Here is a 25909-nt window from a genome sequence, read left to right as displayed (position 1 = left end):
GCGCATGAAAACGCGTAATAACGGCTGGCATCAGGCTGCGTGAAATACTGGCCCCCATCCCAATATTGATCTGCCCGGCAAGTTCGCCCTGCCGCTGGCGGATGTCATCCTGCGCTGCACGCAGCTCTTCCAGAATCAAATTAGCGCGGTGATAAAACCCTTCCCCGCACTCGGTCAGCGCGACGCCTTTACTCCGGCGCACAAATAGCTGGGCCGCCATACCCTCCTCCAGCTCTTTAATGGATTTGGTCAGCGCGGGCTGCGAAAGATTAAGCGTCCGGCTGGCGCCGCGAATGCTGCCCTGACGCGCCACTTCGACAAACGCCCTGATTTGATGAAATTTAATCTGAAATGACATAACGCGACCGATAACCGTTGTTTATCAGAGTAAAGAAACTGTCATCTACTTTAATGGAAACGGATGTGCGAGGGTAATTCCTGAACGGTTAAAACTGTGAAAAAACGATTAGTGATAAGTAAAAACTATCACAGCGTGAAGCAGTTCACATATTTTAATGATGACAGGAAAAGATATGAACGCACTGGCGCAGTACATCCAGACATTAGCCCCACAACTGAGCGCATGGCGTCGCGATTTCCACCATTTCGCGGAATCCGGCTGGGTGGAGTTTCGAACAGCTGCGAAAGTCGCGGAGATCCTCGACTCGCTGGGCTACGAACTGGCGATGGGGCGCGACGTGGTCGATGCCGAAAGCCGTATGGGACTGCCCGATGACGCCACCCTTTCACGAGAGTTTGCCCGCGCCCGGGCACAGGGCGCGCCGGAGAAATGGCTGGCGCCGTTTGAGGGCGGGTTCACCGGCATTGTCGCGACCCTGAATACCGGACGTCCGGGCCCAACGCTGGCGTTTCGGGTAGACATGGATGCACTTGATTTAAGCGAAGCGCTTGACGACAGCCACCGACCGTACCGCGACGGGTTTGCCTCCTGCAACCCGGGCATGATGCACGCCTGTGGCCACGACGGGCATACCACCATTGGTCTGGGGCTCGCGCAGGTGCTTAAGCAGCATGAAGCGCAGCTCAACGGCACCATCAAACTGATCTTCCAGCCTGCCGAAGAGGGTACGCGCGGCGCGCGGGCTATGGTCGCCGCAGGCGCGCTGGACGGCGTGGACTACTTTACCGCCATTCATATCGGGACCGGCGTTCCGGAAGGGACGGTGATCTGCGGCAGCGATAACTTCATGGCGACCACCAAATTTGACGTGCGCTTTACCGGGGTCGCCGCACACGCTGGCGGTAAACCAGAAGAGGGCCGTAACGCCCTACTCGCGGCTGCCCAGGCCGCCATCGCGCTGCATGGCATCGCACCACACAGCGAAGGCGCGTCCCGGGTTAACGTCGGGGTCATGCAGGCGGGCAGCGGACGCAACGTGGTTCCGGCTGGTGCGTTGCTTAAGGTTGAAACCCGCGGCGAAAGCGAGGCTATTAATCAGTATGTCTTTGAGCGCGCACAGGCGGTAATTACCGGCGCGGCGGCGCTCTACGGCGTAACAGCCGGGGTAAACCTGATGGGGGCGGCGACCTCCAGCGCCCCTTCCCCGGCCTGGGTCGATTATCTGCGCGAACAGGCAAGCCAGGTGCCCGGCGTGACTCATGCCATTGATAAGGTCAAAGCGCCTGCGGGCTCCGAAGATGCCACGCTAATGATGGCCCGCGTACAGCAGAACGGCGGCATGGCCTCGTATATGGTCTTCGGCACCGAGCTGAGCGCCGGACATCACAACGAAAAATTCGATTTTGATGAGCAGGTGATGAACGTTGCCATCGAAACGCTGGCGCGAACTGCGCTTAATTTCCCGTGGACGCGAGGTGTGTAATGCAGGAGAACTACGCTTTTATCGCCGATGCCATCGACACGCGATGTCAGACGTTTACCGATATTGCCGACGACATCTGGGATCATCCCGAAACGCGCTTCGAAGAGTTCTGGTCCGCCGAACGGCTCGCCAGTGCGCTGGAAGCCGAGGGCTTTGCCCTGACGCGGGAAGCCGGAGGCATTCCCAATGCCTTTATTGCCAGCTACGGCAGCGGCAAGCCCGTTATCGCCCTTCTGGGCGAATACGATGCCCTGGCCGGGCTAAGCCAGCAGGCGCACTGCGCGACGGCGCAATCCGCCACCCCGGGGGCGAACGGCCACGGCTGCGGGCATAACCTGTTAGGCACTGCTGCCTTCGCCGGGGCGGTGGCGGTGAAAAGCTGGCTGGAACAACACGGCGGCAGCGGAACGGTACGATTTTACGGCTGCCCCGGCGAGGAAGGCGGCTCCGGTAAAACCTTTATGGTACGTGAAGGGCTGTTTGACGACGTGGACGCTGCCGTGACATGGCACCCGGAGGCCTTTGCCGGGATGTTTAACGTCAGCACGCTGGCCAATATTCAGGCCGCCTGGCGGTTTAAGGGGATCGCCGCTCATGCCGCAAACTCCCCACATCTGGGGCGCAGCGCGCTGGATGCCGTGACGCTGATGACCACCGGTACAAACTTCCTCAACGAACACATCATTGAAAAAGCGCGCGTTCATTACGCCATCACCGATACCGGCGGGATTTCGCCCAACGTGGTACAGGCCCAGGCCGAGGTGCTGTACCTGATCCGCGCCCCGGAGATGGCCGATGCGCAGCAGATCTACGCGCGCATCGAGAAAATCGCCCAGGGTGCGGCGATGATGACCGAAACCACCGTCGAGTGCCGCTTTGATAAAGCCTGCTCCAGCTATCTGCCGAACCGTACGCTCGAAGCGGCGATGTACCGCGCATTGCAGCATTATGGCACGCCGGCCTGGACGGAAGAGGAACGCGAATTTGCCCGTGAAATCCGCGCCACGCTCACGGCAAACGACCTGCAAAACAGCCTGAAAAACATTGCCGCAACGGGGGCCGAAGAGGGAAAAGCGTTTGCCCGACGCCATCAGGAGACGCTGCTGGTGGATGAAGTTGCCCCTTACGCCATCACCGATAACGTGCTGGCAGGCTCCACCGATGTGGGGGATGTCAGCTGGAAGATGCCTGTTGCACAGTGCTTTAGCCCCTGTTTTACCGTCGGCACCCCACTGCATACCTGGCAACTAGTGGCGCAGGGGCGTACCTCAATTGCCCATAAAGGCATGTTGCTGGCCGGAAAAGTGATGGGCGCGACCGCGCTGCATCTGCTTCAGGATGCCGACCTGTTGCGAAAATGCCGGGAAGAGTTCGAACAACACATAACAGAAAAACCGTACGAGTGTCCGATCCCGCAGGGCGTGACGCCGTCACCTTTAAAATAAAAAAACACAACACAACAACACAACAACAGTCCCGAGGAACGCCCATGAGTATGTCTTCCATACCTTCGCATTCCCCATCCGGTAAGCTCTATGGCTGGGTTGAAAGGATCGGCAATAAAGTGCCGCACCCTTTCCTGCTTTTTATCTATTTAATTGTCATCCTGATGGTCGCGACGGCCGTGCTGTCCGCCTTTGAGGTGAGCGTGCGCAGCCCGGCCGACGGCAGTATGGTAGCAGTGAAAAACCTGCTCAGCGTTGAAGGGTTGCACTGGTTTTTGCCGAACGTGATTAAAAACTTCAGCGGTTTTGCGCCGCTGGGCGCCATCCTGGCGCTGGTGTTAGGCGCGGGACTGGCCGAACGCGTGGGTCTGCTGCCCGCGCTGATGGTGAAAATGGCCTCGCACGTCAGCGCGCGTTATGCCAGCTATATGGTGCTGTTTATTGCCTTCTTCAGCCATATCTCGTCCGACGCGGCGCTGGTGATCATGCCGCCGATGGGGGCGCTGATTTTCCTCGCCGTTGGCCGTCATCCTGTTGCGGGCCTGCTGTCGGCGATTGCGGGCGTCGGCTGTGGGTTTACCGCTAACCTGCTTATCGTGACCACCGATGTGCTGCTCTCCGGCATCAGTACGGAGGCAGCCAGCACCATCGATGCGACTATGCACGTCAGCGTGATCGACAACTGGTACTTTATGGCCAGTTCGGTGATTGTCCTGACGATTGTCGGGGGGCTGATTACCGATAAGATCATTGAGCCGCGCCTGGGTAAATGGGAAGGCCGGAGCGATGAAAAGCTGGAGACGCTGAGCAAAGAGCAGCAGTTCGGCCTGCGCGTAGCCGGGATCGTCTCGCTGGCGTTCATTGCGGTGGTGGCGCTGATGGTGGTGCCGGAAAATGGCGTGCTGCGCGATCCGATCAAACACACCGTACTGCCCTCGCCGTTTATTCAGGGCATTGTGCCGCTGATAATTCTCTTCTTCTTCGTCGTTTCGCTCGCGTTCGGCATCGCCACCGGCAAAATCCGCCGTCAGGGAGATCTGCCGCACCTGATGATCGAGCCGATGAAGGAGATGGCGGGTTTTATCGTGATGGTGTTCCCGCTGGCGCAGTTTGTCGCCATGTTTAACTGGAGCAATATGGGCAAGTTTATGGCCGTGAGCCTGACGGACGCGCTGGAGGCGGCGGGGTTGAGCGGTGTTCCGGCGTTTGTCGGCCTGGCGCTGCTGTCGTCCCTGCTGTGCATGTTTATTGCCAGCGGGTCGGCCATCTGGTCGATTCTGGCGCCCATCTTTGTCCCCATGTTTATGATGCTCGGCTTCCATCCTGCGTTCGCCCAGATCCTGTTCCGTGTCGCCGATTCCTCGGTGATCCCGCTGGCGCCCGTGTCACCCTTCGTTCCGCTGTTTTTAGGCTTCCTGCAACGCTACAGACCGGAGGCTAAGCTGGGTACCTATTATTCGCTGGTTCTGCCCTATCCGCTTATCTTCTTAGGGGTATGGCTGGTGATGCTGGTGGCGTGGTATCTTGTCGGCCTGCCGATTGGACCGGGTGTTTACCCGAGGCTGAACTAAGGAGTACTGATGCTGAGATTACTCGAAGATAAGATTGCGACGCCGCTGGGGCCGCTGTGGGTTATCGCGGATGAAGCGTTCAATCTGCGCGCGGTTGAATGGGAAGAGCACAGCGACCGGATGGTAGAGCTGCTCAACATCCATTATCGCGCCGAGGGTTACGAGCGTATTACTGCCCGTAATCCTGGCGGGCTGAGCGATAAACTGACGGCCTACTTCGAGGGCGATCTCAGCATTATTAATACCCTGCCAACCGCCACGGCGGGCACCCCTTTCCAGCGCGAGGTGTGGCAGGCGCTGCGTAATATTCCCTGCGGGCAGGTGATGCACTACGGTCAGCTGGCAGAACAGCTTGGCCGTGCCGGCGCGGCGCGCGCGGTCGGTGCGGCAAATGGCTCTAACCCCGTCAGCATTGTGGTGCCTTGCCATCGCGTGATCGGGCGCAACGGCACCCTCACCGGCTATGCCGGGGGCGTACAGCGCAAAGAGTGGCTGCTGCGTCACGAAGGGTATTTTCTGTTGTAATTCCCAGGCTTTTTGTGCTTAATTTTCTTCCTGTTAGGTTCATAATCCTTAATCATTCTGTGGAATTTCAAGGAGATGGCAACACGCTGCCGTCTCTTGTCTTTATTGGGGGTTTGCCAGACTTACGTCCTTACCAAAAAGATGTTAAAATTGACCAATATCAATTAAGGCTTGAGCAAACCTATGATCCCGGAAAAGCGAATTATACGACGCATTCAGTCTGGCGGTTGTGCTATCCATTGCCAGGATTGCAGCATCAGCCAGCTCTGTATCCCGTTTACTCTGAATGAGCACGAACTCGATCAGCTTGACAATATCATCGAGCGCAAAAAGCCTATTCAGAAAGGGCAGACGCTGTTTAAGGCGGGAGACGAACTGAAATCGCTCTATGCTATCCGTTCTGGCACCATCAAAAGCTACACCATTACCGAACAGGGCGACGAGCAGATCACCGGCTTCCATCTGGCAGGCGATTTAGTCGGCTTTGACGCCATCGGCAGTGGCCATCACCCGAGCTTTGCTCAGGCGCTGGAAACCTCTATGGTCTGCGAAATCCCGTTTGAGACGCTGGACGATCTGTCCGGTAAGATGCCGAACCTGCGTCAGCAGATGATGCGTCTGATGAGCGGTGAGATCAAAGGCGATCAGGATATGATCCTGCTGCTTTCCAAAAAGAATGCCGAAGAGCGTCTGGCCGCCTTTATCTATAACCTCTCCCGCCGTTTCGCGGAGCGTGGCTTCTCCCCGCGTGAATTCCGTCTGACCATGACGCGCGGTGATATTGGTAACTATCTGGGCCTGACCGTGGAAACCATCAGCCGTCTGCTGGGTCGCTTCCAGAAGAGCGGAATGCTGGCGGTTAAAGGTAAGTACATCACCATCGAAAACGGTGAAGCGCTGGCCATTCTGGCGGGTCACTCACGTAACGTGGCATAACTCTCCCGGATATCTTATGCCAGGTCGATAAATTTTCATGATTATTGATCTGGCAAAAACTTCCCCCCTGTTTCATTCAAGATATATAGGTTACTCTTTTACTTACAGACTGTGGTGACAGTAGTAAGGAGACCTGTATGGCAAAGTATCAAAACATGCTGGTGGCTATCGATCCTAACCAGGACGATCAGCCGGCATTACGACGTGCTGTGTATTTACATCAACGGATTGGTGGCAAAATTAAAGCCTTTTTGCCGATTTATGACTTCTCATACGAGATGACCACCCTTCTGTCGCCTGACGAGCGCACCGCTATGCGTCAGGGAGTGATCAGCCAGCGTACCGCGTGGATCCGCGAGCAGGCGAAATATTACCTGGAAGCGGGCGTACCGATTGATATCAAAGTGGTCTGGCACAACCGACCTTTCGAAGCCATTATTCAGGAAGTGGTGGCCGGTGGGCATGACCTGCTGCTGAAAATGGCGCACCAGCATGACAAACTGGAATCCGTGATTTTCACTCCAACCGACTGGCACCTGCTGCGCAAATGCCCTTGCCCGGTATGGATGGTGAAAGATCAGCCATGGCCTGAGGGCGGGAAAGCCGTCGTGGCGGTGAATCTGGCCAGCGAAGAGGATTATCACAATTCGCTGAACGAGAAGCTGGTGAAGGAAACCATCCAGCTTGCCGACCAGGTTAACCACACCGAAGTCCATCTGGTGGGCGCCTATCCGGTTACGCCAATCAATATCGCCATCGAGCTGCCTGAATTTGACCCGAGCGTGTATAACGACGCGATTCGCGGTCAGCATCTGCTGGCCATGAAAGCGCTGCGCCAGAAATTCAGTATCGATGAGAATATGACGCACGTAGAAAAAGGGTTACCGGAAGAGGTTATTCCGGATCTGGCGGAGCATTTGCAGGCCGGGATTGTGGTGCTGGGCACCATTGGCCGGACCGGTATCTCTGCCGCGTTCCTGGGAAATACCGCCGAGCAGGTGATCGACCACCTGCGCTGCGACCTTCTGGTCATCAAACCGGATCAGTATCAAACGCCGGTTGAACTGGACGATGAGGAAGACGATTGACCCCAAAATGAAAGCCCGCCGGTAACGGCGGGCTTTTTTATTACGCTTCGCTCAACCGCTGCGTCGGTGCCTCGTCGCCGGCATTCATCCAGGGCGCGTGCAGAACCATGCTCGGCAGCGCCAGCTTGATCTCCTGCTGGTTCAGCCCCTCCAGAATACGGATATTGATCTCCTGCTGAATATCCATGTACTTGTTGTAGTCCGCCGTATTAACGATATGGACCACCTCGAAGGTCAGGCGATCGCGATCGAAGCCCAGGAAATGGGCGCGGTCAAACTTCGTTTCCCCGACGTCGGTAATGATCTGTTTGACCATATCACCCACTGAACGCAGTTTGTCCGGCGCCGTGTCGCTGGCAACCCCGAAGGTAAAGACGATCCGGCGCGTTTGCATCCGTTTGTAGTTATGCAGCGTCTGTTGCAGCAGAATGGCGTTCCCGCAGACAATCTGCTCCCCGCTCAGGCTGCGGATACGGGTGGTTTTCAGGCCAATGTGCTCTACCGTCCCGGCGACATCGTTAAACACCACAAAATCGCCAATTTCGAACGGCTTATCAAAACCGATGGAAAGCGATGCAAACACGTCGCTCAGGATCGTTTGCACCGCGAGGGCGATTGCAATACCCCCTACCCCAAGGCTGGCAACCAGAGCAGTGATGTTGACGCCCGCGTTAGCAAGAATAGACAGCAGCATCACTGACCAGACTATGGCACGGAGGATAAGCCCCGTGATCACCAGCGTCACCGGGTTTTTATGGCTTCCCGGCGCCAGCATGACGTGACGAAGCCACGACACCACCCCCTGATCCATCCACAGCGCCACCTGGATAGCGAAGACCAGGAACCAGGCGTGGCTCACGGTACCAAAGAGATGATCCGGTAAGTCGACGAAACGCAGGCTGAATAACAGCGCCACGACAAAAAGCAGGAAGCGGCTGGTGCGGTTAAGCATATCCGTCAGGATAAAACGCATCCGGTTGGTGGTGGGGTGCTTGTCGCCCCAGGTAGTGATCCCTTTCTTAACGAAGGCGATCAGACGCGTCAGCAGCCAGTACACCAGCAGAGTCACAAAAACCACCGTGGCGACGCCGATCCAGAAAGACGGCGTCATCATCAGCTCGATGATGTCGAAGCGGGACAAAAATCGCATTACACCTCCTCGTATTACACAAAGGGTAAAGTATAGACAGAGGAGAAAAGCTGGCCGCAGAAATAAGAAAACCGCCCCAGGGGCGGTTTGTCAGGATGAAGCGCAATTACAGCGCTTTCAGGATCGCATCCACGCTGGCCTTGGCGTCGCCAAACAGCATGTGGGTGTTATCTTTAAAGAACAGCGGGTTCTGCACGCCAGCATAGCCGGTGTTCATAGAGCGTTTGAAGACAATGACGTTCTGCGCCTTCCACACTTCGAGAACAGGCATACCCGCAATCGGACTACGCGGGTCGTCCTGCGCCGCCGGGTTAACGGTGTCGTTGGCGCCAATCACCAACACGGTGTCGGTGTCGGCGAAATCATCGTTGATCTCGTCCATTTCCAGCACAATGTCGTAAGGCACCTTCGCTTCCGCCAGCAGCACGTTCATGTGGCCTGGCAGACGCCCCGCCACCGGGTGAATACCAAAGCGAACCTTGATGCCGCGCGCGCGGAGTTTCTCGGTGATTTCCGCCACCGGATACTGCGCCTGCGCCACCGCCATGCCATAGCCTGGGGTGATGATGACGGAATGCGAGTTTTTCAGCATCTCTGCGGTGTCTTCCGCGCTGATTTCACGGTGTTCACCCACTTCCTCATCAGAACCGGTTGATGAGCCGTCAGAACCGAAGCCACCCGCGATGACGCTGATAAACGAACGGTTCATCGCCTTACACATGATGTAAGACAGGATCGCACCGGAAGAACCGACCAGCGCACCGGTGACAATCAGCAGGTCGTTGCTCAGCATAAAGCCTGCCGCCGCCGCCGCCCAACCGGAGTAGGAGTTCAGCATGGAAACCACCACCGGCATATCTGCTCCGCCGATAGACGCCACCAGATGCCAGCCGAAGGCCAGCGCGATGATGGTCATCACCAGTAACGCCAGCACCTGCAAGCCTACGCTTTCGGTACGCACGAAGACCACCAGCAGCACAAAGGAAACGACCAGCGCCGCCAGGTTCAGCTTGTGGCGGTTAGGCAGCATCAGCGGTTTGGAAGAGATCTTCCCGCGCAGCTTGCCGAACGCCACAATCGACCCGGTGAAGGTCACCGCACCGATGAAGATGCCGAGGAACACTTCGGTCAGGTGGATGTTCACCAGAATCGGCTCCAGGCCCGGTTCGTGGTACAGGTAGCTGTTGAAGCCCACCAGCACCGCCGCCAGACCCACGAAGCTGTGCAGAATGGCAACCAGCTCCGGCATCTCGGTCATTTCAACGCGTTTCGCCAGACGAATACCAATCGCGCCGCCGATGATCATCGCCACCAGGATCCACGCCACGTTGCCGGTGTCCGGCCCAAAGATAGTGGCAATCAGTGCAATCGCCATCCCGGCGATACCAAAGTTATTTCCCTGCTGAGACGTTTCGTGTTTGGAAAGCCCCGCCAGACTGAAAATAAACAGGATTGCAGCAACAATGTATGCGGCTGTAACTAATCCTCCAGACATATGCTACCCCTTAGCCTTTACGAAACATTTTCAGCATGCGCTGAGTCACGGTGAAACCACCGAAAATATTGATACTGGCGATCAGCACTGCGATGAAGCTCAGGAAGCTGATCCAGCCGCCATGACCAATTTGCAGCAATGCCCCAACCACGATAATCCCGGAGATGGCATTGGTGACCGACATCAGCGGGGTATGCAGCGCATGGGAGACGTTCCACACGACGTAGTAACCCACCACGCAGGAGAGCGCGAAGACGGTGAAGTGGCCAAGGAACTCTTTTGGCGCGACGTCCGCCAGCCAGCCAAACAGGATAATAACCAGCGCCATGATGGCGTATTTGCGCCACGGCGACGCAGGTTTTGCTGGCTCCGCGGGCTCTGGCGCCGCTTTCGGCGCAGCCTGAGGTTGAGCGGAAACCTGAATCGGCGGTGCAGGCCAGGTGATTTCCCCTTCCCGCACCACGGTAACGCCACGCACCACCACATCATCAAAATCAACGGTAATGTTGCCGTCTTTCTCTTTGCAGAGCAGCTTCAGCAGGTTAACGAGGTTCGTGCCGTACAGCTGAGAGGACTGGGTTGGCAGACGCCCTGGCAGGTCGGTATAACCGATCACCTTCACGCCGTTCGAGGTCGTCGTGACCTGGTTTGGCACGGTATACTCACAGTTACCGCCGTTTTGCGCCGCCAGATCGACAATAACGCTGCCCGGCTGCATGGAATCCACCATCTCACGGGTGATCAGCTTCGGCGCCGGTTTACCCGGAATAAGCGCGGTGGTGACAATGATGTCCACCTCTTTTGCCTGCGCCGCAAAGAGCGCCATTTCCGCCTTAATAAAGGCTTCAGACATGACCTTCGCGTAACCATCACCGCTGCCCGCTTCTTCCTTGAAGTCCAGCTCAAGGAATTCGGCGCCCATACTCTGCACCTGCTCCTTCACTTCCGGCCGGGTATCAAACGCGCGAACAATAGCGCCCAGGCTGTTTGCGGCCCCGATAGCGGCAAGACCTGCCACACCGGCACCAATCACCATCACCTTCGCGGGTGGTACTTTACCTGCCGCCGTAATCTGACCGGTAAAGAAGCGACCAAACTCATGCGCAGCTTCGACAATGGCGCGATAGCCGGCAATGTTCGCCATGGAGCTCAGCGCGTCCAGAGACTGCGCGCGCGATATACGCGGCACGGAGTCCATCGCCATCACGGTGACACCGCGTGCTGCCAGCTTCTCCATCAGCTCCGGGTTTTGGGCTGGCCAGACAAAGCTCACAAGCGTCGTGCCCGCGTTCAGCAGTTCAATTTCACTCTCTTCCGGTGCGTTGACCTTCAGAATGATGGGTGATTGCCAGACCTCAGCACCGTCCACTATTTCCGCGCCAGCCTGAGTAAAGGCCTCGTCATCGAAACTCGCCAGTTTGCCCGCGCCGCTTTCAATCGCGACGGTAAAACCCAGTTTAAGCAGTTGCTCCACCGTTTTTGGTGTCGCCGCTACGCGGGTTTCATTGGCTAACCGTTCTTTTGGTACCCCAATACGCATAGTTTTCCCTTCCATCGGTTTTTGATGATGGTTTGTCGATAATTGCCCACGGTTTGTATCAATTTTCACCATCGAGATATCGACGGAGAATGATTAACCCCGGAAAATAAAACAGTAACAAACTTTCTATAACCTACTGAAAATAGCGCCCGTGATCTACCGCCAGAAAACACTATTTCTTACTTTATCTGTGAAAAATAAGCGATCGGGGTCACTGACAGAGATATTTACCTTAAATTCGCCTTCAGGACCGATAAATCGCGCAAGCGAAGCGGTAAAAACATGATATAGCGCCATAAAAGAACAACTCATTAACATTAAATTAACTTGTAAAAGTCATATGCTTAATCAGTTTTGCTTGTGAAACGCCTGTTTTTTCCACATATCACAAAATGTTATCGAATCAGGTCCTTTGGTGAGCACAGGCTGTGAAAAATGCCGCAGACAGCGACGGGTGTTAAATGCCATAATCGGGACCGTCTCAAATTAACAACAACACCAGTACATGGTTTGCGCAAGGCGAAGGATTATTTTTATGAAGCTTAAGAACACACTCCTGGCGTCCGCACTTCTTTCCGCGACCGCCCTGTCTGCGAATGCCGCGACAGAGTTGACGCCGGAGCAAGCGGCAGCGTTAAAACCTTTTGACCATACGGTCATTGTGGGTCGCTATAACTCTATTGGCGATGCCGTCGCCGCCGCATCAAAAGCCGCCGATAAAAACGGCGCTGCCTCGTTTTACGTTGTTGACCAGTCCGATCAGGGCAACAGCGGCAACCAGCGCGTGACGATTGCGCTGTACAAAGAGAATGCCCCAAAAGCAGATGAACAGAAAAACCGCGTGATTAACGGCATTGTTGAACTGCCGAAAGATCAGGCTGTTCAGCTGGAACCGTATGACACCGTGACCGTTCAGGGCTTCTACCGCAGCCAGCCTGAAGTTAACGATGCCATCACCAAAGCCGCGAGAGAAAAAGGCGCTTACGCGTTCTATATCGTGCGTCAGGTTGATGCCAACCAGGGCGGAAACCAGCGCATCACCGCCTTCATCTATAAGCAAGATGCGAAAAAACGCGTAGTACAAAGCCCGGATGCCATTCCAGCGGATTCAGATGCGGGACGTGCCGCGTTAGCGAAAGGCGGTGAAGAAGCGAAGAAAGTGGAAATTCCGGGCGTTGCAACCTCGGCGGCACCAAGCGCTGAAGTGGGTCGTTTCTTTGAAACCCAATCCACCAAAGGCGGTCGTTATACCGTTACGTTACCAGACGGCACGAAAATTGAAGAGCTGAACAAAGCCACTGCCGCGCAGATGGTGCCGTTCGACAGCATCAAGTTTACGGGCAACTATGGCAACATGACGGAAATCTCCTATCAGGTGGCGAAGCGTGCTGCGAAGAAAGGCGCGAAGTATTACCACATCACCCGCCAGTGGCAGGAACGTGGTAACAACCTGACCATCAGCGCCGATCTGTACAAGTAACAAAACGGTTTCATAAAGGCGGCGCAGTGCCGCCTTTTTTGTTACTTTTTTTCTGATTTCTGCCACACGTCATTGCATGCATCCTTCACACTCCGTAAAATCCCGCGCCTTAGCGTGATCCACCATTTTTATGCGCCTTAGCGAAATAATTATTCTGGATTTGGACTTTTCATAACAGGAAGCCAATGGAAAAGAAACTTGGCCTGAGTGCTTTAACTGCACTTGTATTGAGCTCAATGCTGGGCGCGGGCGTATTCAGTTTGCCGCAGAACATGGCGGCCGTCGCCAGCCCGGCCGCATTACTGATTGGCTGGGGCATTACCGGTGTCGGGATTTTGCTGCTGGCGTTCGCCATGCTGCTGCTGACCCGTATCCGACCGGATCTGGACGGCGGAATATTCACTTACGCCCGGGAAGGTTTCGGCGAGCTGATCGGCTTCTGCTCCGCCTGGGGTTACTGGCTGTGCGCGGTGATCGCCAACGTCTCCTATCTGGTTATCGTCTTCTCGGCGCTCAGCTTCTTTACCGATACGCCCGAACTGCGCCTGTTTGGCGACGGCAATACCTGGCAGTCCATCGTCGGCGCCTCGGTCCTGCTGTGGATAGTTCACTGGCTGATTTTGCGTGGCGTCCAGACCGCAGCCAGCATTAACCTGGTGGCGACGCTGGCCAAGCTGGTGCCGCTTGGCCTGTTCGTCGTGCTGGCCTTCCTCGCCTTCCGTCTCGATGTCTTTACGCTCGATTTCAGCGGCATTGCGCTGGGCGTCCCCGTCTGGGAACAGGTGAAAAATACCATGCTGATCACCCTGTGGGTGTTCATCGGCGTTGAAGGTGCCGTCGTGGTCTCTGCCCGCGCGCGTAACAAGCGCGATGTGGGACGCGCCACGCTGCTGGCCGTACTGGCGGCGCTGGGCGTTTATCTGCTGGTGACGCTGCTGTCGCTCGGCGTGGTAGCTCGCCCTGAACTTGCGGAAATGCGTAACCCGTCCATGGCCGGGCTGATGGTGAAAATGTTGGGTCCCTGGGGGGACGTGATTATCGCGGCGGGTCTGATTGTTTCCGTTTGCGGCGCCTATCTGAGCTGGACCATTATGGCAGCGGAAGTCCCGTTCCTGGCCGCCACGCACAAAGCGTTCCCGCGCCTGTTTGCCCGTCAGAACAAAAACAGTGCGCCATCGGCCTCTCTGTGGCTCACCAACATCAGCGTGCAGGTCTGTCTGGTGCTGATCTGGCTCACAGGATCGGACTATAACACGCTGCTGACCATCGCCTCCGAGATGATTCTGGTACCCTATTTCTTAGTGGGCGCATATCTGTTAAAAATTGCGACCCGCCCGGCACACTATGCGGTAGGCGTCGGCGCCTGTATTTACGGTCTATGGTTGTTGTATGCTTCCGGACCGATGCATCTGCTGCTGTCCGTGGTGCTCTACGCGCCGGGCCTGCTGGTGTTTATCTACGCTCGCCGTACACATCAGCTTGATAATGCCCTTAAGCGCCGCGAAATGGCATTGATAGGTTTGCTGTTAGTCGCTGCCGTACCGGCAACGTGGATGTTAATGGGATAGCGCCGCCTGTCCCATTGTTGAACTGAAAAGGAGATTACGATGGGACACACGCAGCAACGCCCAATATTGATCACTGGCGCAGGCCGTCGCATTGGCCTCGCCCTCGCCCATCACTTTCTCAATCTTCGCCATCCGGTTATCGTCAGTTACCGCACGGAATATCCCTCCATTGAAGGGCTACGAAATGCCGGAGCAGTCTGCATTCAGGCGGATTTCTCCACAGATGAAGGTATTCTCGCCTTCGCGGACAAAGTGAAGTCGACCACCCACGGACTGCGGGCGGTTATTCACAACGCCAGTACCTGGCTTCCCGAAAAAGCAGGACATTCACTCAGCGAAACGCTCGCCTGCATGATGCAGATCCACGTTAATGCGCCTTATCTGCTCAACCATGCCCTACAGGATTTGCTGCGCGGACACGGCCATGCCGCAGGCGACATTATCCATTTCACCGATTACGTGGTGGAGCGAGGAAGCGACAAACACATCGCCTATGCGGCCAGCAAAGCCGCGCTGGATAATATGACCCGCTCTTTCGCACGCAAGCTGGCGCCCGAGGTAAAGGTCAACGCGATTGCTCCGGCGATGATTTTATTTAACGAAGGCGATGATGCCGAGTATCGTCAGCAGGCGCTCAACAAGTCGTTAATGAAAATTGCGCCCGGCGAGAAAGAGGTGATCGACCTGATCGATTATCTGCTGACCAGCTGTTACGTCACGGGCCGAACGTTTGCCGTGGACGGTGGCCGCCCCCTGCGCTAGTGAAAGCGGCTCCAGAAGAAGATGAGCACCCAGGCGCTGAGGCTCCAGCAGACCACCGCCCCGCCCAGCGCCATGGGCAGACGCAGAAAACCGGTGAAGTACCACAGCGACAGCAGGTAAATAAAATACGGGATGATCGACCACATCCCGAACACAATGGTGGCGCGCAGCGCCTCAATACCCCGCTCAGAGGCCACAATATAGTGCGCGATTAACGCAAAGGTGGGAAACAGCGGGATCAGCCCGGCAATATAGTAGTTCTTCGTTTTAGCCAGCACCCCAATCAGCAGCACGACCAGCGCACCTAGCGCGGCTTTTATCACCAGCCCCATTCTTTTCCCTTAACAATCAAATAACATTCCCGTGCAGGATAACGGAACTCCGGCTAATTTTGAAAGATTAATGGAAGGTTAAGGTTGCGCGGTGTATGTTGACGTTTTTCGCGATGACAGACGTTGTATGAATAAGATTGTTTATGTTGAAGATGAACCCGAGGTGGGGCAATTAATCGCCGCTTATCTGGGTAAACATGATATGGAAGTGGTTGTCGAGCCTCGTGGCGATCGCGCTGAAGACGTCGTCAACCGCGAAAATCCGGATCTGGTGTTGCTGGACATCATGCTGCCCGGGAAAGATGGTATGACGCTCTGCCGGGATCTGCGCGCGAAATGGGACGGCCCGATCGTGCTGCTGACCTCTCTCGACAGCGATATGAATCATATTCTGTCGCTTGAGATGGGCGCAAACGACTACATCCTGAAAACCACGCCGCCGGCGGTTCTGCTAGCCCGTTTACGCCTCCATCTGCGTCAGCGTGCCAGCGCTGAGCGTGAAGCGCCTGCGCCCTCCTTAACGCCGCATAAAGCGATGCGTTTCGGCACACTTTCTATCGACCCGGTCAACCGACAGGTTATGCTTTCCGGGGAGCTGATTGCGCTCTCAACCGCAGATTTTGACCTGCTGTGGGAGCTTGCAACCCATGCCGGACAAATTATGGACCGGGATGCATTGCTGAAAAATCTGCGCGGCGTAAGTTACGACGGAATGGATCGTAGCGTTGATGTGGCGATTTCACGACTGCGTAAAAAACTGTTGGATAACGCCACGGAACCTTACCGCATCAAAACCGTACGCAACAAGGGCTATCTGTTTGCACCGCACGCCTGGGAAACCTGAAAAAGGAGCAAACAGGAATATTCGAAAAATAACTGACGATGCATCGGAATTGTTATCGATATTCGTCGAAAGTTATCGATTATATGCATCGTCAGTTACGACATATCCTCTGGTCTGATTCCTCTCTCCAGTTCTATTTCGATGTGCATTTTTCGCGTAAACAAAAGTAGCGCTAATGTATTTGATTGCTATAGTACAATATATATTCAGCAGAGCAGGCACCATCATCGATCAAAAATCCGTCACTTAAATGCACATTAGGCTAAAAATGATCTTTACAATTGACTTAATCATTATCTTATCCTTATGAAAACAAAGGGGATAATGGCGAACATATAAATAATATCGATCTTTTTCAATAGCTTACGTGTTTGCAGAAATCTAATTCTCATGCTAAACCTTATACTCTCTCAATTATTTAATGAAAGAGGTATAGCAATGTCATGGAGAGTCATTAGCTCGGTAATTTGTCCTAACACGGGAATCGTTTATTCAAGCATCTTGGGACTCAAGTTCTTGAAACTCATCATTTGGTATGAAAGCGATGTCTATTTGTACCCCGGTGACAGGATATATCCGACAAAAAATGGCGTCTTCATAAATGGTGTTTTCAAGCCTATATCGATATACAACATATCACCTTACAACGAAATGTTGTGGAGTGAAATTAAAAACAAGATGGCCTGCCCATACAATCGAAACCAGCACGAGGAGATATGCACTTACGCGGTGCATTGCAACGCGCGGAAATGCCCGCATGGGTTTGCCACCAACCCACTGATTGTCAGCACAGGTAAATCCAGACATTAGCGAAAATCGGAAATATTGAGATCAAGATAATTAATATTTCTGCTGCACCGCCTTTGTCCGGATAAATCTCCGTGACTACAGCCCAAATGCTCCTGTGGGGACATTTGGGCTGTAGTCACGCCTGGCAACTCTGGCTTCTTGTACCAAATTAATTTTTATTGTGCAATTTTAAGCAAGCCATCCGGAAGGCTAAAATAAAAATTGCTAATTAACCCTGCCCGTGCATTAATGGTCTCGTTAGTCCGATCCAATAATAGTTGGACAAGTTGCATGACAATTCTCATAACCAGGCGCTATCGCTGATATCCCCTCCTTTTGAGTCCACACCTTAGCATTATATGTTTATTAGCTTTTATATCACTTCGGAAATGTTCAAATGGAGTCTTTATGTCATCAAAAATTTTAGGTCTGGTTAAGTGGTTTAAGGAAGATAAAGGCTTTGGTTTTATCTCCCCTGTAGATGGCAGCAAAGATGTTTTCGTGCATTTCTCTGCCCTTCAGGGAGAGAACTTCAAAACACTTTTTGAAGGTCAGAAAGTCGAATTTATCATCGTAAGCGGCGATAAAGGCCCTGCTGCTGCGAATGTAACGCTTTGCGATAAATAATATCAGCACACAGCCGCGTTGACGATGATGTTGCTTCTGGCTCGTGGACTGCACAAGCAGTCTACAATCCGATGCTAACTGCTTGTAAATCAGTAAAGTGTTATTGAGGTCAGGCGGCCGCGAAAAACATCGTCTCTTCCACTTCTTGTATGAGTATTTCTTCAGAGACGCTGAGAGGATTTAAACAAAGCGCTACAGTAGGGACAGACAAGCTGGGCCCCCTTTTGTATGCGAGTGAAACTGTGCTCTGACTCTTTAGCGCAGTTTGGACATGAACATTTGACTAAATAATTGCGACGAAGTTGCGAGTTTTTACGTCCCGACATAGGCTGCTCCTGAATGAAAAGGATTGCCACCATACACGTTAAGGCAGGATATTGCTTGCTTTTATTTCCCAAAGAGAGCAAAAAAAGGAAAGGAGCCACGCTTCTGGAACATTCTTACCTTGCACAATCACAAAGAGATATAGAGTGATATATGAAAAAGGTGATCATTTTTTTTAATGCCAACCCCAGCAAAGTCATTATCGTGCTTAAGGGCATAACGTCTGTACGCCAGACATATCCGGATGGTGAAGAAATAAATCTTCAGATCATGACTGCAAGCTTTCCGTCGTTGACGGGAGATCATAATTCTATCTATGTTGCTTCAGACAGGGAACTTACCTCTCAGGAAATATCTGATGCTGCCAAACAATATTTATAATATTTTCTGTCACTAGTCCGGTTAACAACACAGCATTTATTTCACTCAGAATGAGAAAAATTACAATCCATCATTATTAATGCCTGCAAAATGCAGGCTTTTTTACGACATTGCCCTTTAAATTTAACTATTCCGCATAATCGTGCTGCTCACTTTGCTCCCTCTGTTTCCGAAGAAAGTGTATCATCAACCTTCTTCGTTCCTGTGGTGATATGGATGTCCACGCAGGGCTGACGAAGTAAAGCCGGGTTCTTAATTGATTGATTTAGCGGTGCTATCCAATGAAAAAGCTGTTTGTGCAGTTTTATCTCCTGCTGTTTGTCTGCTTTCTGGTGATGACCATGCTGGTCGGGCTGGTCTACAAATTCACCGCAGAGCGCGCGGGCAGGCAATCCCTGGACGATCTGATGAAAAGCTCGCTCTATCTGATGCGTAGCGAGCTGCGAGAAATTCCTCCTCATGACTGGGCGCGCACGTTAAAAGAGCTGGATCTGAATCTGTCGTTTGATTTGCGTATCGAACCCATGAAGGATTTTGACTTAGCGCCGCCTGCGATGCAGCGTCTGCGCGACGGAGACATCGTCGCACTGGACGAGAAATATACCTTCATTCAGCGTATTCCGCGCAGCCATTATGTTCTGGCCGTCGGGCCAGTGCCCTATCTCTATTACCTGCACCAGATGCGCCTGCTGGATCTCGCTCTGCTGGGCTTTATTGCCATTTCGCTAGCTTTACCTGTGTTCATCTGGATGCGACCGCACTGGCAGGACATGCTGAAACTGGAATCCGCCGCACAGCGTTTTGGGGAGGGTCATTTAACTGAACGCATACATTTCGACAGCGGTTCCAGTTTTGACCGGCTCGGTATTGCCTTCAACCAGATGGCCGATAACATCAACGCACTGATTGCCAGCAAGAAGCAGCTGATCGATGGTATTGCGCATGAACTGCGCACTCCGCTGGTACGCCTGCGTTATCGCCTGGAGATGAGCGAGAACCTCACCGGGGCGGAATCGCAGGCGCTCAATCGGGATATTGGCCAGCTTGAAGCGCTGATTGAAGAGCTGCTGACCTATGCCCGCCTCGATCGGCCTCAGACGGAGTTGCACCTCAGTACACCGGATCTCCCCGTCTGGCTACAGACGCATATTAACGATGTGCAGAGCGTTAACCCTCAGCGAAAACTGCTGACAGCCATTACCCCCGGCGCGTACGGCGCACTGGACATGCGCCTGATGGAACGCGTGCTGGATAATCTGATGAACAACGCCATGCGCTACAGCGAAACGACGCTGCGCATAGGTTTAGATTTGCAGGGAAGCCAGGCGATTCTGTGTGTGGAAGACGATGGCCCCGGCATTGAGCCGGCGGAGCGTGAAAAAGTTTTTGAGCCGTTTGTGCGCCTCGATCCCAGCCGCGACCGGGCTACCGGCGGCTGTGGTCTGGGGCTGGCTATTGTCCGTTCTATTGCCCAGGCGATGGGCGGTTCGGTTCGCTGCGAAGCGAGCGAGCTGGGTGGAGCCCGGTTCGTCTTTAGCTGGCCGATCTATCACAATCTTCCCCTTCCCGTACCTGCCTGACCTAAACCGCACGCTGGCCTGACCCCGCGTGTTATGCTATATCAGTAGTATGTTGTAACTAATTAAGGGCTGCCATGGCAACTTACGATCTCATCGAAAGGCTTAACACCACATTTCGGGAAATAGAGCAGGCGTTACTGACCCTCACGGGGCAACTTCATGACTGCCGCCTGCTGGCCGCCCGCGTCTTTTCTCTGCCCGAGGTGGCGAAAGGCGCGGAGCACGACCCGCTGAACACCATTGAGGTGACGCAGCATGTTGGCAAGGCGGCGCTGGAAATGACGTTGCAGCACTTTCGTCGCCTTTTCATCCAGCAGCAGTCCGAAAATCGCAGCAGTAAGGCCGCCGTTCGCCTGCCCGGCGTCATCTGTCTGCAAACGGATGCCGCAACGCGTGAAGGAATTGAGGCGCAGATTACGCATATCAATACGCTGAAAGCCGCGTTTGAGAAGATTGTAACCGTTGAGTCCGGGCTGGTGCCGGCTGCCCGTTTTGAATGGGTGCATCGCCAGCTTCCGGGGCTTATCACCCTGAATGCTTACCGCACGCTGACGGTACTGCGCCATCCCGCCACGCTGCGCTTCGGCTGGGCCAACAAGCACATCATTAAAAATTTCACGCGCGATGAGATCCTGGCTCAGCTGGAGAAAAGCCTGAAATCGCCGCGAACGGTCGCCCCGTGGTCGCGGGAACAGTGGATTGAACGGCTGGAGCAGGAGTACCACAGCATTGCCTCCCTGCCAGCTGATACTCGTCTTAAAATAAAGCGTCCGGTGAAGGTGCAGCCTATCGCCCGCGTCTGGTACGCCGGACAACAAAAGCAGGTGCAATACGCCTGCCCGACGCCGCTGATTGCGCTCTACGATGCCGATCAGGGTGCGGTGGTGCCGGATATCGGGGAACTGCTGAATTACGATGCTGAAAACGTTCAGCATCGCTATAAACCCCAGGCGCAGCCGCTACAGCTGATTATTCCGCGGCTGCACCTGTATGTGGCGCAGTGATTATCTGAGGCTGCCCACCATCGCTTCCGGGCGGACCCAGGCATCAAACTCGGCGTCCGTCAGGTAGCCCAGCGCCAGCGCAGAGGCTTTCAGGGTAAGCCCCTCTTTGTGCGCTTTTTTAGCGATTTCGGCCGCTTTGTCATAACCAATATGGGTGTTCAGCGCCGTTACCAGCATCAGAGACTCATTCAGCAGCTGGCTGATTCGCTCGCGATTAGGCTCAATGCCCACCGCGCAGTGCTCGTTAAAGCTCTCCATGCCATCGGCCAGCAGACGAATCGATTGCAGTACGTTGTGGATCACCATCGGGCGATAGACGTTAAGCTCGAAGTTACCCGACGCGCCGCCCATGTTAACCGCCACGTCATTACCCATCACCTGACAGCACAGCATGGTCATGGCTTCGCACTGGGTCGGGTTCACTTTACCCGGCATAATGGAGCTGCCCGGCTCGTTTTCCGGAATGCTGATTTCGCCGATGCCGCAGCGCGGGCCGGAGGCCAGCCAGCGCACGTCGTTGGCAATTTTCATCAGCGAGGCCGCCAGCCCTTTCAGCGCGCCATGGGTATGCACCAGGGCATCACAGGTCGCGAGCGCTTCGAATTTATTCGGAGCGGTAACAAACGGCTGCCCGGTGATCTTCGCCAGCTCTTCGGCCACACGCACCGCGTACTCGGGATGGGTGTTTAAGCCAGTGCCCACCGCCGTTCCGCCGAGCGCCAGCTCCGCCAGATGCGGCAGGCTGTTGTCGATATGCTTAAGATTGTGCTCCAGCATCGCCACCCAGCCGGAGATCTCCTGGCCGAGCGTCAGCGGCGTCGCGTCCTGAAGGTGCGTACGACCAATCTTAACGATGTCGCGGAAGGCCTGCGCTTTCTCGTTAAGCGTAGATTTAAGCACGTTGAGCTGCGGGATAAGCTGCTCGCGGATAGCGATGACGGCCGCCACGTGCATGGCCGTCGGGAACACGTCGTTGGAACTCTGGCTTTTGTTCACGTCATCGTTCGGGTGGACCTTGCGCTCCATGCCGCGCACGCCGCCAAGCAGCTCGCTTGCGCGGTTCGCCAGCACCTCGTTCATGTTCATGTTGCTCTGGGTGCCTGAGCCGGTCTGCCAGATGGCAAGGGGGAATTCGTCGGGATGTTTGCCCGCCAGCACTTCGTCGGCGGCATTGATGATGGCGGTGGCTTTATCGGCATCCAGCAGGCCCAGATCCTGATTGACTTTGGCGGCAGCGCGTTTGGTCAACGCCAGCGCCTGGATTAGCGAGACGGGCATTTTCTCTGTCGAAATGCGGAAATGCTCCAGCGAACGCTGGGTTTGTGCGCCCCATAGCTTGTCGGCCGGGACGTCGATGGCGCCCATGGAGTCTTTCTCGCGGCGATGCATTGTCATTACTTACTCCTTGATAACAAAGATGGGATTGCTCACATGCTTAAGAGATAAGTATTGATGACTTCTGAGAAACGTTATGGCGCTTTGTGCGCTCTTTTTGATTTCGGGTGGTGGCTGCGCCTTACCCGACCTACGAGAATGCAGGCCGGGTAAGCGTCAGCGCCACCCGGCAATTTACAGAATTACTTCACACACGCCGAACACTGGGAAGACTGGATCTGTTTGAAGAAGTCGTTACCTTTGTCATCCACGAGGATGAACGCCGGGAAGTCTTCCACTTCAATTTTCCAGATCGCTTCCATACCCAGTTCCGGGTACTCCACGCACTCAAGGCTCTTGATACTGCCCTGCGCCAGCACCGCTGCCGGGCCACCGATGCTACCGAGGTAGAAGCCGCCGTGCTTGTGGCACGCGTCCGTCACCTGCTGGCTGCGGTTGCCTTTCGCCAGCATGATCATGCTGCCGCCGTTTGCCTGCAACTGGTCGACGTAGGAGTCCATACGGCCCGCCGTGGTTGGGCCTAACGAGCCGGAAGCATATCCATCAGGCGTTTTTGCCGGGCCTGCGTAGTAGATCGGGTGATCTTTAATGTACTGCGGCAGCCCTTCGCCGTTGTCCAGGCGCTCTTTCAGCTTCGCATGGGCGATGTCGCGACCCACGATAATCGTCCCGTTCAGGGAAAGGCGCGTTGAAACCGGATACTGCGAAAGCTGCGCGAGGATCTCTTTCATCGGACGATTCAGGTCTACGCGAACCGCTTCCCCCTCGCCCGCTTTACGCAGTTCTTCAGGAATATATTTGCCCGGGTTGTTCTCCAGCTTCTCGATCCAGATGCCGTCGCGGTTGATCTTCGCCTTGATGTTGCGATCCGCCGAGCATGAGACGCCCATGCCCACCGGACAGGAAGCACCGTGGCGCGGCAGGCGGATCACGCGAATGTCATGCGCGAAGTATTTGCCGCCAAACTGCGCGCCCAGGCCCAGATTCTGCGCTTCGGCCAGCAGTTCCTGCTCAAGCTGCACGTCCCGGAACGCCTGACCATGTTCGTTACCTTCCGCTGGCAGGCCATCGAAGTATTTGGTTGAGGCCAGCTTAACGGTTTTCAGGGTGCTTTCGGCAGACGTACCGCCAATCACAAACGCGATATGGTACGGCGGGCAGGCCGCGGTGCCGAGGGTGCGCATCTTCTCGACCAGATAATTCTTCAGCTTGCCCGGGGTAAGCAGCGCTTTGGTTTCCTGGTAAAGATAGGTTTTGTTGGCTGAACCGCCGCCTTTGGCGATGCAGAGGAATTTGTACTCGTCACCGTCGACGCTGTAGAGGTCAATCTGCGCAGGCAGGTTGGTGCCGGTGTTCACCTCTTTGTACATATTCAGCGCCGCGTTTTGCGAATAGCGCAGGTTGTCTTCGGTGTAGGTATTGTAAACGCCGCGCGCCAGCGCCGCTTCGTCACCGCCGCCGGTCCAGACGCGCTGGCCTTTTTTACCGGTGATAATCGCCGTGCCGGTGTCCTGGCAGGTCGGCAGAATGCCTTTCGCGGCGATATCAGAGTTACGCAGGAATTGCAGGGCAACGTACTTATCGTTCTCGCTGGCTTCCGGATCGCTAAGGATATCAGCAACCTGCCGCTGATGCGCCGGACGGAGCATAAAGGAAGCATCGTGGAAGGCTTGCTGCGCCAGCAGCGTCAGCGCCTGCGGGTCAACTTTGAGGATCTCCTGCCCTTCAAACTCAGAGACAGAAACGTAATCGCGGGTTAACAGGTAATACTCGGTCTGATCCTGACTGAGGGGGAAAGGATCCTGATAATGGAAGGGTTTATTCGACATTGTTCTCTCACTTACTGCTTCGGTCTGTTTATTCAGGGCAGATGTTCCGCTGCCCGGCTTAAAAGCGAGTCAGCTTATCCTACACAATTTTTTAACAAAAACTGAGACTAGTACGACTTTTTACATCCGCAGGTTACTTCCATTCGGTTTATTGCTTTAATACGCGGAGTTAATTCCACATATGAATCAGGGCTTGATAATGCAAAAACTCATCAACTCAGTGCAAAACTACGCCTGGGGAAGTAAAACTGCGTTAACGGATCTCTACGGTATCGCCAACCCGGACAACCTGCCGATGGCAGAGCTGTGGATGGGCGCGCATCCGAAGAGCAGCTCAAAAATTGAAGATGCCAGCGGCCAGGTTCGCAGCCTGCGTGACGTCATCGACGCCGACAAAGCCGCACTGCTCGGCGATAAAGTGGCGAATCGTTTTGGTGAGCTGCCGTTTCTCTTCAAGGTATTGTGCGCCGACCAGCCGCTCTCCATTCAGGTTCACCCGAACAAAAAAGCCTCTGAGCTGGGCTTTGCCAAAGAAAATGCCGCCGGTATTCCGTTAGACGCCGCAGAGCGTAACTACAAAGATCCTAACCACAAGCCGGAACTGGTTTTCGCCCTTACCCCTTTCCTGGCGATGAATGCCTTCCGCGAGTTTTCCGAGATCATCTCCCTGCTGCAACCGGTCGCCGGGGCTCACAACGCGATCGCCCATTTCCTGGAAAACCCGAACGCAGAAGCCTTGAGCGAGCTGTTTGCCAGCCTGCTGAATATGCAGGGCGAGGAAAAATCCCACGCGCTGGCGGTGCTGAAAGCCGCGCTGAACAGCCAGCAGGGTGAGCCATGGGACACCATTCGCGTAATTTCCGTGTTTTATCCGGACGACAGCGGCCTCTTCTCTCCGCTGCTGCTGAACGTGGTGAAGCTCAACCCGGGCGAAGCAATGTTCCTGTTCGCTGAAACCCCGCACGCCTACCTGAACGGCGTGGCGCTGGAGGTGATGGCTAACTCCGATAACGTACTGCGCGCGGGCCTGACGCCAAAATACATCGACATCCCTGAGCTGGTTGCCAACGTGAAGTTCGTGGCAAAACCTGCTGCGGAGCTGCTTACGCAGCCGGTGAAAAACGGCGCAGAGCTGGACTTCCCGATTCCGGTTGACGATTTTGCCTTCTCGCTGCATGACCTCAGCGCAGACGAAACCGCCATTGCACAGGAGAGCGCCGCGATCCTGTTCTGTGTGGAAGGCGAAGCGACGTTGCATAAAGATAGCGAGCGTCTGGTGCTCAAACCGGGTGAATCCGCCTTTGTCGCGGCCAACGAGTCGCCTGTCCGGGTGAGCGGCACCGGTCGCCTGGCGCGTGTTTTTAATAAGCTTTAGGGACTTACTGAATTTTTTAACAACT

Annotated in this window: 24 protein-coding genes; 16 read left to right on the top strand and 8 right to left on the bottom strand. The window is 54.8% G+C overall.

Annotated elements, in window-relative coordinates; all coding sequences use genetic code 11:
- On the bottom strand, positions 1-358 hold a 358-nt coding region (locus IMQ56_RS00725), incomplete at its 3' end, for a LysR family transcriptional regulator (protein WP_196063547.1).
- 175 nt (positions 359-533) lie between these two features.
- Between IMQ56_RS00725 and IMQ56_RS00720 the strand changes: the two genes are divergently transcribed.
- The 6 genes from IMQ56_RS00720 to uspE all read left to right on the top strand — a co-directional run bounded on the left by IMQ56_RS00720 (position 534) and on the right by uspE (position 7409).
- Positions 534-1844 (top strand): M20 family metallo-hydrolase, encoded by a 1311-nt coding sequence (locus IMQ56_RS00720; RefSeq protein WP_048220130.1) that lies wholly within the window; start codon positions 534-536, stop codon positions 1842-1844.
- Positions 1844-3289 (top strand): M20 family metallopeptidase, encoded by a 1446-nt coding sequence (locus IMQ56_RS00715; RefSeq protein ID WP_017384571.1) that lies wholly within the window; start codon positions 1844-1846, stop codon positions 3287-3289. Before IMQ56_RS00720 ends, IMQ56_RS00715 begins: the two co-directional genes overlap by 1 nt.
- 44 nt (positions 3290-3333) lie before the next feature.
- The gene (gene abgT / locus IMQ56_RS00710; RefSeq protein WP_032104209.1) at positions 3334-4860 is read left to right on the top strand and encodes a p-aminobenzoyl-glutamate transporter; all 1527 of its coding nucleotides are present in this window, start codon (positions 3334-3336) and stop codon (positions 4858-4860) included.
- A gap of 9 nt (positions 4861-4869) precedes the next feature.
- On the top strand, positions 4870-5385 hold the full coding sequence (gene ogt / locus IMQ56_RS00705) for a methylated-DNA--[protein]-cysteine S-methyltransferase (RefSeq protein WP_015570643.1): 516 nt from the start codon (positions 4870-4872) through the stop codon (positions 5383-5385).
- A 183-nt stretch (positions 5386-5568) separates the two neighbouring features.
- Positions 5569-6321 (top strand): fumarate/nitrate reduction transcriptional regulator Fnr, encoded by a 753-nt coding sequence (gene fnr, locus IMQ56_RS00700; protein ID WP_000611906.1) that lies wholly within the window; start codon positions 5569-5571, stop codon positions 6319-6321.
- A 137-nt stretch (positions 6322-6458) separates the two neighbouring features.
- On the top strand, positions 6459-7409 hold the full coding sequence (gene uspE / locus IMQ56_RS00695) for a universal stress protein UspE (RefSeq protein WP_006808916.1): 951 nt from the start codon (positions 6459-6461) through the stop codon (positions 7407-7409).
- A 40-nt stretch (positions 7410-7449) separates the two neighbouring features.
- Here uspE and IMQ56_RS00690 read toward each other — a convergent pair whose 3' ends face one another.
- From IMQ56_RS00690 to pntA, 3 genes are all read right to left on the bottom strand, one after another.
- The gene (locus IMQ56_RS00690; protein ID WP_017694101.1) at positions 7450-8559 is read right to left on the bottom strand and encodes a mechanosensitive ion channel family protein; all 1110 of its coding nucleotides are present in this window, start codon (positions 8557-8559) and stop codon (positions 7450-7452) included.
- A gap of 106 nt (positions 8560-8665) precedes the next feature.
- Complete coding sequence (pntB, locus tag IMQ56_RS00685; RefSeq protein WP_003857541.1) at positions 8666-10054, bottom strand: Re/Si-specific NAD(P)(+) transhydrogenase subunit beta; 1389 nt, start codon at positions 10052-10054, stop codon at positions 8666-8668.
- Positions 10055-10064: 10 nt separating this feature from the next.
- A complete protein-coding gene (gene pntA / locus IMQ56_RS00680; RefSeq protein ID WP_045329760.1) occupies positions 10065-11594 on the bottom strand; it encodes a Re/Si-specific NAD(P)(+) transhydrogenase subunit alpha in 1530 nt (509 codons plus the stop codon).
- A 535-nt stretch (positions 11595-12129) separates the two neighbouring features.
- Between pntA and ydgH the strand changes: the two genes are divergently transcribed.
- The 3 genes from ydgH (at position 12130) to folM (ending at position 15404) form a co-directional block, all read left to right on the top strand.
- Complete coding sequence (gene ydgH / locus IMQ56_RS00675; protein WP_000769339.1) at positions 12130-13074, top strand: DUF1471 family protein YdgH; 945 nt, start codon at positions 12130-12132, stop codon at positions 13072-13074.
- 185 nt (positions 13075-13259) lie between these two features.
- Positions 13260-14642, top strand: a complete 1383-nt coding sequence (locus IMQ56_RS00670; RefSeq protein WP_003857548.1) for an amino acid permease — start codon at positions 13260-13262, stop codon at positions 14640-14642.
- A 39-nt stretch (positions 14643-14681) separates the two neighbouring features.
- A complete protein-coding gene (gene folM / locus IMQ56_RS00665) occupies positions 14682-15404 on the top strand; it encodes a dihydromonapterin reductase (RefSeq protein WP_003857550.1) in 723 nt (240 codons plus the stop codon).
- On the opposite strand, the gene IMQ56_RS00660 is transcribed toward folM, so the two are convergent.
- Positions 15401-15736, bottom strand: a complete 336-nt coding sequence (locus tag IMQ56_RS00660) for a GlpM family protein (RefSeq protein ID WP_015570648.1) — start codon at positions 15734-15736, stop codon at positions 15401-15403. The two genes, folM and IMQ56_RS00660, sit on opposite strands and share 4 nt — an antisense overlap.
- A gap of 127 nt (positions 15737-15863) precedes the next feature.
- Here IMQ56_RS00660 and rstA point away from each other — a divergent pair, with 127 nt between their 5' ends.
- The 3 genes from rstA to IMQ56_RS00645 all read left to right on the top strand — a co-directional run bounded on the left by rstA (position 15864) and on the right by IMQ56_RS00645 (position 17996).
- A complete protein-coding gene (rstA, locus tag IMQ56_RS00655; RefSeq protein ID WP_015570649.1) occupies positions 15864-16580 on the top strand; it encodes a two-component system response regulator RstA in 717 nt (238 codons plus the stop codon).
- Positions 16581-16970: 390 nt separating this feature from the next.
- Positions 16971-17390 (top strand): anti-adapter protein IraM, encoded by a 420-nt coding sequence (gene iraM, locus IMQ56_RS00650; protein ID WP_015570651.1) that lies wholly within the window; start codon positions 16971-16973, stop codon positions 17388-17390.
- A gap of 387 nt (positions 17391-17777) precedes the next feature.
- A complete protein-coding gene (locus tag IMQ56_RS00645; RefSeq protein WP_017384577.1) occupies positions 17778-17996 on the top strand; it encodes a cold shock domain-containing protein in 219 nt (72 codons plus the stop codon).
- Positions 17997-18157: 161 nt separating this feature from the next.
- Here the strand turns inward: IMQ56_RS00645 and IMQ56_RS22955 are convergent, their stop codons facing one another.
- Positions 18158-18322, bottom strand: a complete 165-nt coding sequence (locus IMQ56_RS22955; protein ID WP_213083756.1) for a YnfU family zinc-binding protein — start codon at positions 18320-18322, stop codon at positions 18158-18160.
- 151 nt (positions 18323-18473) lie between these two features.
- Between IMQ56_RS22955 and IMQ56_RS00640 the strand changes: the two genes are divergently transcribed.
- The 3 genes from IMQ56_RS00640 (at position 18474) to tus (ending at position 21285) form a co-directional block, all read left to right on the top strand.
- Entirely contained in the window at positions 18474-18701 is a 228-nt protein-coding gene (locus tag IMQ56_RS00640; protein ID WP_017384578.1) for a hypothetical protein, read from the top strand.
- Positions 18702-18982: 281 nt separating this feature from the next.
- A complete protein-coding gene (gene rstB, locus IMQ56_RS00635) occupies positions 18983-20281 on the top strand; it encodes a two-component system sensor histidine kinase RstB (protein WP_023303638.1) in 1299 nt (432 codons plus the stop codon).
- 74 nt (positions 20282-20355) lie between these two features.
- The gene (gene tus, locus IMQ56_RS00630) at positions 20356-21285 is read left to right on the top strand and encodes a DNA replication terminus site-binding protein (RefSeq protein WP_045911672.1); all 930 of its coding nucleotides are present in this window, start codon (positions 20356-20358) and stop codon (positions 21283-21285) included.
- Here tus and fumC read toward each other — a convergent pair whose 3' ends face one another.
- Together fumC and fumA are read right to left on the bottom strand one after the other, a co-directional pair.
- Entirely contained in the window at positions 21286-22680 is a 1395-nt protein-coding gene (gene fumC, locus IMQ56_RS00625) for a class II fumarate hydratase (RefSeq protein WP_017693543.1), read from the bottom strand.
- A gap of 182 nt (positions 22681-22862) precedes the next feature.
- Positions 22863-24509, bottom strand: coding sequence for a class I fumarate hydratase FumA (fumA, locus tag IMQ56_RS00620; RefSeq protein WP_196063546.1), 1647 nt, complete (start codon positions 24507-24509; stop codon positions 22863-22865).
- Positions 24510-24708: 199 nt separating this feature from the next.
- On the opposite strand from fumA, the gene manA reads away from it, so the two are divergent.
- A complete protein-coding gene (manA, locus tag IMQ56_RS00615; protein WP_032648147.1) occupies positions 24709-25884 on the top strand; it encodes a mannose-6-phosphate isomerase in 1176 nt (391 codons plus the stop codon).
- Positions 25885-25909 lie beyond the last annotated feature (25 nt).

This window comes from Enterobacter sp. Res13-Sevr-PEC09-46, from assembly GCF_015672585.1.
GTDB lineage: Bacteria > Pseudomonadota > Gammaproteobacteria > Enterobacterales > Enterobacteriaceae > Enterobacter > Enterobacter hormaechei_C.
Note: the sequence above shows the minus strand (reverse complement) of the source record. Positions and strands in the feature narration are given on the sequence as shown.

Excerpts from the sequence above, each read along its gene's own strand:
- fumC (WP_017693543.1), bottom strand. The coding sequence starts at position 22,680 with ATGACAATGCATCGCCGCGAGAAAGACTCCATGGGCGCCATCGACGTC.
- fumA (WP_196063546.1), bottom strand. The coding sequence starts at position 24,509 with ATGTCGAATAAACCCTTCCATTATCAGGATCCTTTCCCCCTCAGTCAG.
- IMQ56_RS00640 (WP_017384578.1), top strand. The coding sequence starts at position 18,474 with ATGAAAAAGGTGATCATTTTTTTTAATGCCAACCCCAGCAAAGTCATT.
- pntB (WP_003857541.1), bottom strand. The coding sequence starts at position 10,054 with ATGTCTGGAGGATTAGTTACAGCCGCATACATTGTTGCTGCAATCCTG.
- ogt (WP_015570643.1), top strand. The coding sequence starts at position 4,870 with ATGCTGAGATTACTCGAAGATAAGATTGCGACGCCGCTGGGGCCGCTG.
- manA (WP_032648147.1), top strand. The coding sequence starts at position 24,709 with ATGCAAAAACTCATCAACTCAGTGCAAAACTACGCCTGGGGAAGTAAA.
- IMQ56_RS00720 (WP_048220130.1), top strand. The coding sequence starts at position 534 with ATGAACGCACTGGCGCAGTACATCCAGACATTAGCCCCACAACTGAGC.
- folM (WP_003857550.1), top strand. The coding sequence starts at position 14,682 with ATGGGACACACGCAGCAACGCCCAATATTGATCACTGGCGCAGGCCGT.
- IMQ56_RS00690 (WP_017694101.1), bottom strand. The coding sequence starts at position 8,559 with ATGCGATTTTTGTCCCGCTTCGACATCATCGAGCTGATGATGACGCCG.
- rstB (WP_023303638.1), top strand. The coding sequence starts at position 18,983 with ATGAAAAAGCTGTTTGTGCAGTTTTATCTCCTGCTGTTTGTCTGCTTT.
- pntA (WP_045329760.1), bottom strand. The coding sequence starts at position 11,594 with ATGCGTATTGGGGTACCAAAAGAACGGTTAGCCAATGAAACCCGCGTA.
- fnr (WP_000611906.1), top strand. The coding sequence starts at position 5,569 with ATGATCCCGGAAAAGCGAATTATACGACGCATTCAGTCTGGCGGTTGT.
- abgT (WP_032104209.1), top strand. The coding sequence starts at position 3,334 with ATGAGTATGTCTTCCATACCTTCGCATTCCCCATCCGGTAAGCTCTAT.
- IMQ56_RS00660 (WP_015570648.1), bottom strand. The coding sequence starts at position 15,736 with ATGGGGCTGGTGATAAAAGCCGCGCTAGGTGCGCTGGTCGTGCTGCTG.
- iraM (WP_015570651.1), top strand. The coding sequence starts at position 16,971 with ATGCTAAACCTTATACTCTCTCAATTATTTAATGAAAGAGGTATAGCA.
- IMQ56_RS00715 (WP_017384571.1), top strand. The coding sequence starts at position 1,844 with ATGCAGGAGAACTACGCTTTTATCGCCGATGCCATCGACACGCGATGT.
- IMQ56_RS00670 (WP_003857548.1), top strand. The coding sequence starts at position 13,260 with ATGGAAAAGAAACTTGGCCTGAGTGCTTTAACTGCACTTGTATTGAGC.
- rstA (WP_015570649.1), top strand. The coding sequence starts at position 15,864 with ATGAATAAGATTGTTTATGTTGAAGATGAACCCGAGGTGGGGCAATTA.
- IMQ56_RS22955 (WP_213083756.1), bottom strand. The coding sequence starts at position 18,322 with ATGTCGGGACGTAAAAACTCGCAACTTCGTCGCAATTATTTAGTCAAA.
- ydgH (WP_000769339.1), top strand. The coding sequence starts at position 12,130 with ATGAAGCTTAAGAACACACTCCTGGCGTCCGCACTTCTTTCCGCGACC.
- IMQ56_RS00645 (WP_017384577.1), top strand. The coding sequence starts at position 17,778 with ATGTCATCAAAAATTTTAGGTCTGGTTAAGTGGTTTAAGGAAGATAAA.
- tus (WP_045911672.1), top strand. The coding sequence starts at position 20,356 with ATGGCAACTTACGATCTCATCGAAAGGCTTAACACCACATTTCGGGAA.
- uspE (WP_006808916.1), top strand. The coding sequence starts at position 6,459 with ATGGCAAAGTATCAAAACATGCTGGTGGCTATCGATCCTAACCAGGAC.